This window comes from Polynucleobacter sp. AP-Kolm-20A-A1, assembly GCF_018688315.1.
Classification (GTDB): Bacteria; Pseudomonadota; Gammaproteobacteria; order Burkholderiales; family Burkholderiaceae; genus Polynucleobacter.
The window spans coordinates 1,617,991-1,631,591 of record NZ_CP061315.1; the positions used below are offsets into that span (position 1 = coordinate 1,617,991).

General features: G+C 47.3%; 13 protein-coding genes. 7 read left to right on the forward strand and 6 right to left on the reverse strand.

Features of this window, described 5'->3' with window-relative positions; translation table 11 throughout:
• Positions 1–54 precede the first annotated feature (54 nt).
• Complete coding sequence (miaA, locus tag C2745_RS08100; RefSeq protein WP_215384073.1) at positions 55–1,059, forward strand: tRNA (adenosine(37)-N6)-dimethylallyltransferase MiaA; 1,005 nt, start codon at positions 55–57, stop codon at positions 1,057–1,059.
• A gap of 25 nt (positions 1,060–1,084) precedes the next feature.
• Here miaA and purM read toward each other — a convergent pair whose 3' ends face one another.
• The gene (gene purM / locus C2745_RS08105; protein WP_215384075.1) at positions 1,085–2,137 is read right to left on the reverse strand and encodes a phosphoribosylformylglycinamidine cyclo-ligase; all 1,053 of its coding nucleotides are present in this window, start codon (positions 2,135–2,137) and stop codon (positions 1,085–1,087) included.
• A 73-nt stretch (positions 2,138–2,210) separates the two neighbouring features.
• On the opposite strand from purM, the gene C2745_RS08110 reads away from it, so the two are divergent.
• The 6 genes from C2745_RS08110 to panB are packed head-to-tail and all read left to right on the forward strand — an operon-like array spanning position 2,211 to position 7,475.
• Positions 2,211–3,200: an AI-2E family transporter gene (locus tag C2745_RS08110; RefSeq protein WP_215384076.1), complete on the forward strand. Its 990-nt coding sequence runs from the start codon at positions 2,211–2,213 to the stop codon at positions 3,198–3,200.
• A 10-nt stretch (positions 3,201–3,210) separates the two neighbouring features.
• Positions 3,211–3,966, forward strand: a complete 756-nt coding sequence (gene hda, locus C2745_RS08115) for a DnaA regulatory inactivator Hda (protein WP_215384078.1) — start codon at positions 3,211–3,213, stop codon at positions 3,964–3,966.
• Positions 3,967–3,984: 18 nt separating this feature from the next.
• Positions 3,985–4,665 carry an HAD family phosphatase gene (locus C2745_RS08120; RefSeq protein WP_215384080.1) on the forward strand — a complete coding sequence of 227 codons (681 nt, stop codon included), beginning with the start codon at positions 3,985–3,987 and terminating at the stop codon, positions 4,663–4,665.
• Entirely contained in the window at positions 4,662–6,062 is a 1,401-nt protein-coding gene (gene pcnB, locus C2745_RS08125) for a polynucleotide adenylyltransferase PcnB (protein ID WP_215384081.1), read from the forward strand. Before C2745_RS08120 ends, pcnB begins: the two co-directional genes overlap by 4 nt.
• 52 nt (positions 6,063–6,114) lie before the next feature.
• Positions 6,115–6,642, forward strand: coding sequence for a 2-amino-4-hydroxy-6-hydroxymethyldihydropteridine diphosphokinase (folK, locus tag C2745_RS08130; RefSeq protein WP_215384090.1), 528 nt, complete (start codon positions 6,115–6,117; stop codon positions 6,640–6,642).
• 17 nt (positions 6,643–6,659) lie between these two features.
• Positions 6,660–7,475, forward strand: coding sequence for a 3-methyl-2-oxobutanoate hydroxymethyltransferase (gene panB, locus C2745_RS08135; RefSeq protein WP_215384091.1), 816 nt, complete (start codon positions 6,660–6,662; stop codon positions 7,473–7,475).
• Positions 7,476–7,501: 26 nt separating this feature from the next.
• Here the strand turns inward: panB and dnaJ are convergent, their stop codons facing one another.
• The 5 genes from dnaJ to hrcA form a co-directional block, all read right to left on the reverse strand.
• Positions 7,502–8,638 carry a molecular chaperone DnaJ gene (gene dnaJ / locus C2745_RS08140; protein WP_215384092.1) on the reverse strand — a complete coding sequence of 379 codons (1,137 nt, stop codon included), beginning with the start codon at positions 8,636–8,638 and terminating at the stop codon, positions 7,502–7,504.
• A 100-nt stretch (positions 8,639–8,738) separates the two neighbouring features.
• Positions 8,739–10,676 carry a molecular chaperone DnaK gene (gene dnaK / locus C2745_RS08145; protein ID WP_215384093.1) on the reverse strand — a complete coding sequence of 646 codons (1,938 nt, stop codon included), beginning with the start codon at positions 10,674–10,676 and terminating at the stop codon, positions 8,739–8,741.
• 146 nt (positions 10,677–10,822) lie between these two features.
• Positions 10,823–11,374, reverse strand: coding sequence for a nucleotide exchange factor GrpE (grpE, locus tag C2745_RS08150; protein ID WP_215384094.1), 552 nt, complete (start codon positions 11,372–11,374; stop codon positions 10,823–10,825).
• Between the two features lie 67 nt (positions 11,375–11,441).
• Positions 11,442–12,536: a ferrochelatase gene (gene hemH, locus C2745_RS08155; protein WP_215384095.1), complete on the reverse strand. Its 1,095-nt coding sequence runs from the start codon at positions 12,534–12,536 to the stop codon at positions 11,442–11,444.
• 38 nt (positions 12,537–12,574) lie between these two features.
• Positions 12,575–13,585: a heat-inducible transcriptional repressor HrcA gene (gene hrcA / locus C2745_RS08160; RefSeq protein WP_215384096.1), complete on the reverse strand. Its 1,011-nt coding sequence runs from the start codon at positions 13,583–13,585 to the stop codon at positions 12,575–12,577.
• Between the last annotated feature and the right edge of the window lie 16 nt (positions 13,586–13,601).

A 13,601-nucleotide genomic window follows, 5' to 3' on the forward strand; every position in this document is an offset into this window, starting at 1 on the left:
TCGCTCTTTAACTTATGGTTTGTTGCGGATATTAACAGGCTCTTATAATTAGGCATGCAAACTGAACCCTACATTCAGCCTATGCATGCGCTAGAGTCGAATCCCATTCTCTGTATCGTGGGTCCCACCGGCGCAGGCAAAACTCATCTCGCTATGTCTCTGGCTGAGCATGCTAAATCTATTGGTTTATCCATTGAACTCATCAGCATGGATTCGGCACTGGTTTATCGAGGCCTAGATATTGGCAGCGCAAAACCCACAAAGGCTGAACAAGCAGCAGTTATTCATCATCTGATTGATATTCTGGAGCCTACTGAGGTTTATTCAGCAGCACGCTTTGCAAAAGATGCAACTCGCCTCTGTGCAGAAATTAGAACCCGAGGAAATATTCCGGTTGTCGTAGGTGGAACGATGCTGTATTGGCGCGCCTGGGCGCACGGGCTCTCCTCCCTACCACCAGCTAATCCCGAAATACGGGCACGCTTAGATGAAGAGGGCAAAGCTATTGGCTGGCCAGCAATGCATGAAAAACTTTCTCAAGTTGATCCAGAAACTGCTGCTCGCTTAAAGCCGAATGATTCTCAACGTGTACAACGCGCCCTTGAGGTTTTTGAAATTACCGGTAAGCCTATGTCAGCGCTATTGGCAGATTCGCCGAGTGAAGACGGACGCGAAGGTTCGGCTATCCCCCCTTGGATTCATCTCATATCTCTCGAACCCAGTGATCGCAAAAGACTTCATCAAAATTTAGAAAAACGTTTTGATGAAATGTTAGCTGCCGGATTTATGGATGAAGTTAAAAAGCTGCGCGCCAATTCAGAATTGCATGCAGATCTCCCTGCAATACGTTCAGTAGGCTATCGCCAGGCCTGGGAATTTCTGAATGGGGAAATTAACGCAGAGGATATGCGCTACAAGGCGCTCGCTGCGACAAGACAGCTTGGAAAGCGGCAGCTCACTTGGTTGCGAGCAATTGAGGGAAGAAAAATATTTGACCCCTTCAACCCAGATGAGTTAAAGGCAGCCCTAGATTTCTGCAAAAAGAACTTAACGAAGTGATCGTTAAGCCTTCAATCAAAGAGTCTTAGATAACGATTGTTTGTGGCGCGTCTTTCGGGCGCTCCACAACTTCACCAACTGTCCAAGCCTTAAGGCCTTGTGCGCTTAATGATTTGATTGCGGCGTCCGCCTGGTCTGGGGCAACAATCACCACCATGCCAATGCCGCAGTTAAATACACGAACCATTTCTGCATCGGCAACGCCACCCTTCATTTGCAACCAACGGAAGAGTTCTGGCATCTGCCAGCTATCGCGATGTAAAACTGCTTGAGTATTTTCTGGGAGTACACGGGGCACGTTATCTACCAAGCCACCGCCGGTGATATGCGCCATTCCTTTTACATTGATTTCAGAGATCAGCTTTAGTAAAGGCTTTACATAAATTTCTGTTGGCGCCATCACTACATCACCTAGTGGGCGACCACCCAAATCGTCAGTCGGCTTTGCGCCAGCACGCTCAATAATTTTTCGCACCAATGAATAGCCATTGGAGTGCGCGCCACTAGAACCGATCGCCAAAACTACATCGCCAGGAACGATTGTGTTTCCTGTAATGATTTTGGATTTCTCTACGGCGCCAACTGCAAAGCCAGCTAAGTCATACTCGCCTGGCGGATACATACCTGGCATTTCAGCGGTCTCACCACCAATCAATGCGCAACCAGATAATTCGCAACCTTTCGCAATGCCACCAACGACTGTGGCAGCGGTATCAACAGTCAGCTTACCGCAAGCAAAGTAGTCCAAGAAAAAGAGGGGTTCAGCACCCTGAACCAAAATGTCATTCACACTCATGGCGACCAAGTCCTGGCCAATGGTTTCATGACGATTCCACTCGAATGCCAATCTCAGCTTCGTACCAACACCATCGGTGCCCGACACCAACACCGGCTCTTTGTAGCGCTTAGGCACCTCAAAAAGGGCTCCAAAACCACCAATTCCAGCCAAAACACCTTCGCGCATGGTTTTCTTGGCCAGAGGCTTAATGCGGTCAACTAAATCGTCCCCAGCGTCAATATCGACGCCAGCATCACGATAGGAAAGGCCTTTTGAGGAAGAATTAGTAGATGAAGTCATGTCGGAGCCGGAATATTAGTAAAAAATGCTACTTCGTCAGTAGAATCATTGAATTCTAGAGGATTGAAGCAAGATGGCCGAAATTTTTACCCCTTTTTTAACCGCATTCATTCTGGCGTATGCTCTGCGCCCCGTTTGCCTGTGGCTTGAGAGGCATCACTTACCCCGAGCACTGGCTGCTGCCATCTCGATGCTGGTCGGTTTGGGCCTGGTTTTTTGCATATTTAGCCTCCTCATTAGCCTCCTCAGATATGAAATACCCCTAATTAAGGCTCAACTTCCCGACTGGATTGCCAACACCCAGGCTTGGTTGGGGCCAAAACTCAGTGAATTTCACATTAATTTTGATTGGGCCACCCTAAAGGCAAGCGTCACGCACAAAATCACAGAACACATTAACGAGAATGCTGACGCGTTAATGAGCTCCACCATTGAGACGGTATTAATGTCAGGAAGCTCAGTCATCGCCGGTTTTGTAAATGCCGTGCTGATTATTTTTGTAATGTTTTATTTGCTCATCGACTGGAATCATTTCTTTGGGCTAGTGAAACAATTAGTTCCAGTGCGCACCCAAGAAACCGTGCATCACTTAGCAATGCACACAGATGGTTTGCTTTCTCAATACCTCAGAGGAATGCTAATCGTGATTGCCATCATGGCAGTCTTTTACAGCGCAGGATTGAGTTTCATCGGCGTCAAAGGAGCTGCTGCTTTAGGTGTCTTTACTGCGCTCATGATCGTCATCCCTTACATCGGCATTACCTTGGGTCTCACGCTTGCTGTTTTATCTGCACTACTTCAATTTGGCCCTGGCACTCAAATCATCGGCGTTCTCATCTTATTTGGCATTGGCCAATTTCTTGAAGGCTTCTTCTTAACGCCCCGCTTGGTGGGCGAGCGCATTGGCCTACACCCAGTTGCAGTCCTATTTGCCTTGCTCTTATTTGGTAAGTTATTTGGTTTCTTTGGTGTATTACTTGCGCTGCCTATCAGCGCAGTCAGCTTGGTGCTGATGAAATATCTTTGGTCCGTTTATACGCAAAGCTCCTGGTATCAAAAATAATTTAGTTGTAATGAATACATCTCCGCTACCAAGACAATTCGCTTTAGACATAAGCCACACACCCAAAGCCAGTTTAGAAAACTATTTACCCGGGAAAGATCTTGCGCTTCTGTCTGCTTTACAGGACCTGCAAAAGACCTGGGCACAATCTGGCATAACTGCGCATTCCAATCCACTCAATCAACGCTGGATTTACTGGTGGGGACCCGAAGGTTCTGGTCGCACCCATTTACTCGAAGCAATGGATCTTGCGGCGCAGACTGCGGGGCTGGAGCATTTCAATTTAAATCCAAGTCAGCCGACCACATGGGTGAGACTTGAAGAAAGAATGGAACCCCTCTCGCAAAGTGATTTGCCATCCATCATTACGGTAGATGATGTTGATCGCTTAGACGAGCGCCTGGTTGGCGCACTCTTTCGCATCCTTAATCAGGTGCAAGCAAGCAAAGCCATCCATATTTTCATGGCCGGCAACGAGGCGCCAGCTAACCTGAAGCTGCGAGAGGACCTACGCACCCGCCTTGGCTGGGGCTTAATCTTCCAAACCCAGGTTTTGGCTGATGATGAGAAAATACAGGCACTAGAGCAAGCAGCAAAGGCTCGCGGTTTGGTGTTATCGCCCGATGTTTTGCCTTGGCTGCTAAATCGCTTTTATCGAGATATGCCGAATTTAATGGCTTTGATTGATGCTTTAGATGCGTATTCATTGGAAACAAAACGTGCTGTAACCTTGCCTCTTGTCCGCGAGCTCTTGCAGTCTAAATAATTTAATTCATATTCATTCGTGACCCAGTTAGCCCTTTTCGATTTAGATCACACCCTTCTACCTTGCGATAGCGATTACGAGTGGGGTCAATTTTTGGCACGCATCGGTGTAGTGGATAGTGCGTACTATGCAAAACAAAATGAGCGCTTCTATCAAGATTACAAAGATGGCAAGCTAGATATTCATGAGTTCTTACGTTTTGCTTTAAAACCTTTGTCCGAGCATTCACGAGTCCAACTCAAAGAGTGGCATGACCAATTCATGCAAGAAGTAATTAACGGACAGCTCCGCCAAAAAGCAATGGATTTAGTTAAGCAACATCAAGATGCCGGCGACTTATGTTGCGTGGTCACAGCAACCAATAGTTTTGTGACGCGTCCGATTGTGGAAAGTTTTGGGATTGCGCATTTGATTGCCACCGAGCCCGCCACCGCTCAGAATGAGCCGCTAGCCAATTACACTGGGGAAGTGAAAGGCATTCCAAATTTTCGTGAGGGCAAGATTCAGAATTTGCATGATTGGCTTACTACTCAAAACCTTAGCCTGGGCACCTTGCAAAAAAGTTACTTCTATTCCGACTCTATGAATGATCTTCCTCTGCTGGAAAAAGTCAGTCACCCAGTTGCCACCAACCCAGATGATCGCCTGCGCTCTGAAGCCAATAAGCGCAACTGGCCAATCCTTGAATTGTTCGCATGATTACCAAATTTATTAAACGCATTCTGCGCCGTGACCCGATGGTTAAGCACACGCAGGCAAACAATACTGGGGCACCTAAACGAATCTCAAAAAAATCGCATCGCATTGACCCTCACCTGCTTTCAAAAAATGCAGTGAAGGTTACCGATACATTGCAGCAAGCTGGTTATGAAGCATTTATTGTAGGTGGCGCCGTACGAGATCTTGCTTTAGGTATTAGCCCAAAAGATTTTGACGTAGCTACCAACGCCACTCCAGATCAAGTACAAAAACTCTTTCGCAAAGCACGCCTCATTGGCCGTCGCTTTCAAATTGTGCATGTCACCTTTTTTGGTAAAGGCCACCCTGAAATTATCGAGGTATCAACCTTCAGAGCCTTGCTAGATAACGCTGGAGACCATGTAGCGGAAAGTGGTCGAATCCTGCGCGATAACGTCTGGGGCTCTCAAGGCGAGGATGCTGCAAGGCGCGATTTCACAATTAATGCGATGTATTACGATCCATCTTCTGAGACAGTCTTGGACTATCACGGCGGCATGGCGGATATGCAAAAGAAAACATTGCGGATGATCGGCGATCCTGCCAAACGCTATCGCGAAGATCCAGTACGCATGCTCAGAGCGGTTCGCTTTGCAGCAAAAACTGGTTTTGATTTAGATAGCGCTACACGCGCGCCAATTGCAAAGCTTGGCAAACTATTAAACGATGTTCCGTCTGCCAGACTTTTTGATGAAATTCTCAAGCTACTCATGTCTGGTTATTCGTGGGCGGCAATACAGGGACTAAAAGAAGCGGGCTTGCATCATGGCCTATTGCCTTTGTTAGATCACATACTCGATGATGGTGAAGCCTCTAAAGGCGCCAATAGTTTTGTCAAACTCGCCCTAGCAAATACCGATCAGCGTATTCAATCTGGGAAAAGTGTGTCGGCTGGATTCTTGTTCGCCACCCTGCTTTGGCCAGATCTTTTAAAGAACTGGAAAGCGAATATCGCCAAAGGGGTTGCCAATATTCCAGCGCTGCACGATGCAATGGACGACACTATCGCCACTCAAAGCAGCGGTATGACTATTCAGCGACGCTTTGAAAGCGATATGCGTGAAATTTGGTCTATGCAGCCCCGTTTTGAAAGGCGCGTAGGTCGCTATCCCTACCGCCTGATTGAATCTCCTCGTTTTAGAGCTGGTTATGACTTTATGTTGCTTCGCTGCGCCACTGGAGAACTAAACCCTGCAATTGGCCAATGGTGGACCGACTTCATCGAGGCCGATACAGTCGGCCAGGACGAGCTCATGGCTAGCGTCAAAAATGAATCTGGCAATAATGCTAGCCCCACCAAGCGACGTCGTCGCAGAAAGCCAAAAGCAGCCCTGCCCCCAGAAGGTGCGTCGAGCTAAGCAGACTTAGAGAAATTTCGGTAAAGTAGTTTTATCTCTAGTTTGGAAGCATATGGCACGGGCATATATCGGATTTGGTGGCAATATTGGCGACACGCGACAGCTTATTACTGACGCGATTGTTTGCTTAGCGTTGCGCTCCGAACTACAAATTCTGGCAAAGAGTTGTTTTTATCAAAGCGCCCCTGTTGAGGCTACTGGCGGGGATTACATTAATGCCGTCATTGAAGTCGAGACGGAATTAACGCCCTACGGTCTTTTGCATGTTTGCCAAGCAATTGAACAAGAGTTTGGTCGAGAGCGCCCCTACGCAAATGCACCTCGCACCCTTGATCTTGATATCCTGTCATTCGAGGGAATTACCCAAAATGAGACCGAACTGATGCTCCCGCATCCAAAAATCGTTGAACGCTCATTTGTTCTGCTGCCACTCCTAGAAATAGCGCCTGATATCTTCTTGCCAAACTGGGGTGAACTGAAGGCCTATCTCCCCAATGTTGCCCACCAAAGAATAGAAAAACTACCCTGCAGGAACTGCAATTGTGGGGAAAAAGACGTTTATAGCCAATCGGCACATTAATTCATTAAACTCTCGCCATGGGTTACTTACAAGGCGACAAGCCAATCACAATTACTAAGCTCCTCGCGATGCATGCTGAGGGTGAAAAAATTACTATGCTCACTGCATATGACTCAACCATGTCCGCATTGTTGAATCGTTGTGGAGTTGAGACCATCCTGATTGGTGACTCGTTGGGCAATGTGATCCAAGGTCATTCAAGTACAACGCCCGTTACCGTAGAACAGGTCGCATATCACACTGAGTGTGTAGCTCGCGCCAACTCCCATGCTTTTGTAATTGCCGATCTTCCCTTTGCAAGCTATGGCGACCCTGTGCAAGCATTGGATTCTGCTGCAACACTAATGCGCGCTGGTGCAGATATGGTCAAACTTGAAGGTGGCGACTGGCAAGTCGAAATCATCCGTTATTTAGTTGAACGCAGCGTTCCAGTTTGTGCGCACCTTGGACTACTCCCTCAATCAGTTCATGTATTGGGCGGCTATAAAGTTCAAGGTAAATCTAAAGATGCAGCTAGCGTCATGCTCGAGCAAGCACTCGCTTGTCAGGCAGCTGGGGCTCAAATGGTAGTACTAGAAGCCATTCCTTCTTCATTGGGAGAAAGAATTACTGAAGAACTCTCCATTCCAACTATTGGAATTGGCGCGGGTTCCGACTGCTCCGGCCAAGTATTAGTACTGCAAGATATGTTGGGCATTAGCCCAGGTAAACCACCCAAGTTTGTCAAAAACTTTATGGATGGTCACCAGTCCGTCGAAGCTGCTGTCAAAGCTTACGTACGCGAAGTGAAGTCCGGCAAATTTCCCGGACCTGAGCACGGCTTCGCCGGCTAATTGCCAGCTAGCCCGCTCAATCAGTACTAGCTAAAGAAACTCTTTACGCCGTCAAACCAACCCTTTTGTTGAGGGCTGTGCTTATCACCGCCAGACTTTAAGCTGTCATCAAACTTCTGCAGTAATTGTTTTTGCTCGTCAGTAAGCTTGACAGGCGTCTCAACCAACACATGCACAAATAGGTCGCCTACCAAAGTAGAGCGCAGTCCCTTGATGCCTTTATTGCGCAAGCGGAAAGTCTTGCCAGTTTGCGTCCCTTCTGGAATCGGGAACTCAACACGCCCGGACAATGTTGGTACCTCGATTTCGCCACCAATAGTTGCTGTTGCAAACGAGATTGGCATTTGTACATGCAGATCACTGCCGTCACGTTCAAATACTTTATGAGGTTTAACGCGCACCTCTACATAGAGATCGCCAGATGGTCCGCCATTAATACCTGGCTCGCCATTGCCTACTGAGCGAACGCGCATACCATCATCAATACCCGCTGGGATTTTGATTTCCAGTGTTTTTTGTTCTTTATGTTTTCCGCTGCCATGACAAGTTTTACAAGGCTTAGGAATATATTCGCCCGTGCCGCGGCACTTAGGACAAGTTTGCTGCATTGAAAAGAAGCCCTGTTGCACGCGAACCTGACCATGACCATTACAAGTGGTGCATGTTTCAGCTTTCGACCCAGGTTCAGCACCCGTACCATGACATGGCTTGCAATTGCTCCAGCTCGGCACACGAATTTGTGTTGTGTAACCCTCAGCAGCTTGCTCCAGCGTAATGTCCATGTTGTAGCGCAAGTCTGCGCCTTTATAGACCTGTGGGCCGGATTGGCGACCGCCGCCTTGTCCAAAAATATCACCGAAGATGTCACCAAAGGCATCGGCAAAACCGCCGCCGCCAAAACCTCCTCCACCAAAACCGCCGCCCATTGAAGGATCAACACCAGCATGACCATACTGATCATAAGCAGCGCGCTTGTTTGGATCGGTTAAGGTTTCGTAAGCTTCTTTAACCTCTTTAAATTGGGCTTCGGCTGTTTTGCTATCGGGGTTGCGATCAGGGTGATGCTTCATAGCCATTTTGCGATAAGCCTTTTTTAGCTCTTCATCACTGGCGCCTTTTGCTACACCAAGCACTTCATAAAAATCGCGTTTACTTTTAGGCACGGCCTATTCCTCTCAACAACCTGAATGACACAAGTCGGCACGAGGCCGACTTGTTATTTAAGTACATCAAAACTACGTTAATGAATGTCTGATTTAAGAATTACTTCTTGTCATCAACCTCTTTGAAATCAGCATCAACAACATCAGCATCAGGAGCAGCACCAGGGGCTGCACCACCAGGAGCCGCGCCAGCGGCAGCGCCACCGGCTTTAGCTTGTTCAGCAGCCATGACCTTTTCGCCTAGCTTCTGACTTGCTTTGCCCAAGGCTTCTGTTTTTGCTTCAATCGCCTCTTTGTCGCTACCTTTGATCGCTTCATCCAACTCTTTGAGGGCTGCTTCAATCGCTTCTTTCTCAGAAGCTTCTAAGCTAGCGCCATGCTCTTCCAAGGCCTTCTTGGTTGAGTGAGCCAAAGCATCTGCAGAATTGCGCGCAGTTACCAACTCAAGCGCTTTCTTGTCTTCAGCAGCATTAGCTTCAGCATCCTTCACCATGCGTTGAATCTCTTCTTCGGTCAAGCCAGAGTTTGCCTTGATGGTGATCTTGTTCTCTTTGCCAGTAGTTTTATCTTTTGCAGTTACGTGCAAGATACCGTTGGCATCGATATCAAAGGTCACTTCAATCTGCGGCATGCCGCGTTGTGCTGGAGCAATACCTTCGAGGTTAAATTCACCAAGCAACTTGTTAGCAGCAGCCATCTCACGCTCACCTTGGAAGCATTTGATGGTTACGGCAGGCTGATTGTCTTCCGCAGTGGAATAAACCTGTGAATGCTTGGTAGGAATTGTTGTGTTCTTAGGAATCATCTTGGTCATTACGCCGCCAAGAGTCTCGATACCCAATGACAATGGGGTAACGTCCAAGAGCAATACGTCCTTACGATCGCCAGATAATACTGAACCCTGAATTGCAGCACCAACAGCAACCGCTTCGTCTGGGTTAACGTCTTTGCGTGGTTCTTTGCCAAAGATTTCTTTTACTTTGTCTTGAACCGCAGGCATACGTGTTTGACCGCCAACCAAAATCACGTCGTCGATATCAGCTACGTTTACGCCAGCATCTTTGATCGCAGTTAAGCAAGGACCAGCGGTACGCTTGATTAATTCCTCAACCAAAGACTCTAACTTGGCACGGGTCAACTTCAAGTTCAAATGCTTAGGACCGCTAGCATCAGCTGTCACGTAAGGCAAGTTGATTTCTGTTTGTTGCGCAGATGATAATTCGATCTTGGCTTTTTCAGCAGCATCTTTCAAGCGTTGCAATGCCAATACATCTTTACTCAGATCTACGCCTTGCTCTTTCTTGAACTCAGCAATGATCCAGTCAATGATGCGTTGGTCAAAGTCTTCGCCGCCCAAGAAGGTGTCGCCGTTGGTGGAGAGCACTTCAAATTGCTTCTCACCGTCAACGTTAGCAATCTCAATAATGGATACGTCGAATGTACCGCCACCCAAGTCATAGACAGCAATCTTGCGATCTACTTTGTCTTGCTTGTCCAAGCCAAATGCTAATGCAGCAGCAGTAGGCTCGTTGATGATGCGCTTAACATCTAAACCAGCAATACGGCCAGCATCTTTAGTTGCTTGGCGCTGACTATCATTAAAGTAAGCTGGAACAGTAATCACTGCTTCTGTCACTTCTTCGCCAAGATAATCTTCGGCAGTTTTTTTCATCTTGCGCAAGATCTCAGCTGAAACTTGCTGTGGAGCCATTTTTTTATCGCGTGCTGATACCCAAGCGTCGCCATTGTCTGCTTGAACAATTTCGTACGGCATAAGGCTAATATCTTTTTGCACTTCAGGATCCGTAAATTTACGACCCATCAAGCGCTTTACTGCGTAGATGGTGTTTTTAGGATTCGTCACTGATTGACGTTTTGCTGGCGCACCAACCAATACTTCGCCGTCTTCAACGTAAGCGATGATGGATGGAGTTGTGCGACCGCCTTCGGCGTTCTCGACAACTTTAGGTGCATTGTTTTCAACGACTGAAACACATGAATTCGTGGTTCCTAAGTCGATTCCGATAATCTTTCCCATAATTGCTCCAAAAAATTAAATTGTTTGTTGTACTAATGAATATTTCGATACCCAGTAAATGGGGTCTAAAAAGGGGATTTCAAGGGGATAAACAGCAAAAAAGGCAGAAATCTGCCTTTTTTATGCTTTTTTGGTGGTTTTGGCGCTTATTTTGGGGCGCTGACCGTCACCAAAGCCGGTCTAAGGACCCTATCAGCCACGGTATAACCCCTTTGAAGCACTGAAACCACTGTATTAGCCTCTTGTTCAGAAGGTACTGAAGCAATGGCCTGGTGGTGGTGAGGATCAAATTTATCTCCAACCGCAGGATTAATTTCGGTCATGCGACCTTTTTCAAAGGCGGACAGCAGCTGCTTCAAGGTGATCTCTAAACCCTCTTTGAAGGCCTTAGCATCACCAGCATCAGTGCTCAAAGCTGCATAGAGGCTATCCGTCACTGGCACTAAATGCTCAGCAAAACTTTCAATTGCAAACTTGTGCGCCTTGGCAATGTCCTCAACCGCACGACGGCGAATATTTTCACCCTCTGCTTTGGCGCGCAAGAAGTTATCTTGCAACTCGCTAATCTTTTGATTCAGTTCCGCAATTTCTTGCTCAGGAGTCTTGACAGCAGATTCAGCAGATGCAGCCTCATTTGCTTGAAGCTCAGCAGCTGGATTTTCTTGCTCTGGAGTTGGATTTTGATTTTCTTGTGTCATGGACGCTATTTTACTTTTCTATAAAGATTGGCTATTACTTTTCAATATGGGGTTGATTATTTCGATTTCAAGTCTTTGTTTTTTCAGCCAACTCCGCTCTTTCATTGCGCTTGGCTAGCTCAGCCTCAGACTCCACGCCTAATGTCCAGCCCTGCAAATGATGATGAGCAATATCGCCCAGAGCCCGAATCCACTTGGGGTTGCTGTTCAAGCATGGGATATAACGATAGTCTTTTCCGCCATGCTCCAAGAAGATTTCGCGAGCCTCCATGGCGATTTCTTCCAGCGTTTCTAAGCAGTCAGCTGGAAACCCTGGGCAAAAAATATCGATGCGTTGACAACCCTCTTTTGCCAGCTTTTCGATGGTTGGTGCCGTATACGGCTTTAACCATTCGGCCTTACCAAAGCGTGATTGGAAAGTCACAATGTATTGGCCTAGCTCCAAACCTAAGGATTCACCAAGTAAGCGACCTGTTTTTAAACACTCACAATGGTAGGGGTCACCCTTCATCAAATTACGCTTTGGTAATCCGTGAAACGACATGACTAAGCGGTCACCCCTGGAAAAATCAGGGCGTCCATCTTTATCCCAACTACTTAAAACTTGATCACGCAATGCGGAGATATAAGCTGGGTTGTCGTGATAGTGTTTCACAAGACGCAACTCAGGCTGATCGCGCCAAGTACTCAAGACGCGAAAGACTTCATCAAAGCTAGATGCCGTAGTGGTGGCCGAGTATTGTGGATACAAAGGCAATAGCAATAAACGCTCCATGCCCTGTGCCTTCAGCCCCTCTAAGACGGATTGCGTTGATGGCTCACCATAGCGCATCGCCAAATCTACCAAAACAATATGGCCTTCATTGGTAAATTTTTCACCAAGTTCTTTTGCTTGTAAACGTGAGTAATGCATCAAAGGTGAGCCTAACTTTGGCAACCAAATTGACGCATATTTCTTTGCAGAGGCACCACTACGAATTGGCAAAATAATGCCATTCAAAATGCACCACCAAATAATGCGCGGGATCTCTACGACACGAGGATCAGAAAGAAATTCTTTTAAATAGGCGCGCACTGCTTTCGCTGTTGGTGCAGATGGCGTTCCTAGATTCAGTAACAAGACCGCAGTTTTAGATGCGCGTAGGTGCGGATTCTGTTTCAAAGTATTTATCTCTGTTAAATGGTTTGTACAAATTTTAGTTAGGAGCTAAGCGCCCCAGACAATAGTTTAGAGGTGATATCTACAATAGGAATCACTCTGTCGTAGGCCATACGAGTTGGCCCAATAACGCCGAGGGTTCCTACTATCTGCCCATCAACGCTATATGGGGCGCTGATCACAGCTAAATCCTCATAGGGCAACAAATCACTTTCGCCGCCAATAAATATTTGAATGCCGTCAGCATGGCTAGACACATCAAGCAGTTGCATGAGCACTGATTTTTGCTCCAACATATCAAACATCTTGCGCAACTTATCGAGGTTGGAGCTTAAATCACCAACATTGAGCAAGCGACGTTCGCCCGAAAGCACCATATCTCCACCACTCATGTCGTAGTCAGCAACACCGCTTTGCAAAGCCAAAGCCATCAACCCGGAAATATCAGCGCGCAAATTATCTAAATCGGATTTCAAATGGAGGCGAACCTGATCAAAACTTTTTCCAGCAAACTGGGTATTGATAAAGTTACCAGCCTCAATGAGTTGGCTCGGCGTGTAATCTTGGGTCGTAGGCAAAATACGGTTTTGCACGTCGCCCTCTGGGGTAACCATAATCAATAAGATCTTGCCTTCGCCTAAGCGCAAGAACTCAATATGCTTAAACACTTGCGCACGCTTGGGCGTCATCACCACCCCTGCAAAATGGGTCAAGTTCGACAAAATCTGAGCGGCCGATGTAAGTACCCGCTGCGGGGAGTCCGGCAAAAGCCCTTTCTCAACCTCTCTAGCCGCCATTTCTTCCAAGGGGCGCACGGTCACCATCGTATCCACAAATAAACGATAGCCTCGAGGGGTTGGAATACGGCCGGCGGAGGTATGCGGGCTTGTTACCAAGCCCATCTCCTCTAAATCAGCCATGACATTGCGAATGGTGGCCGCGGATAGGTCTAAACCCGAGAATCTTGACAGCGTGCGGGAGCCAATAGGTTGGCCCTCCTCGATATAGCGCTCGATGAGGGTTTTTAGTAAGGCGCGGGAACGTTCATCCATGGTGGAAGGGATTTTA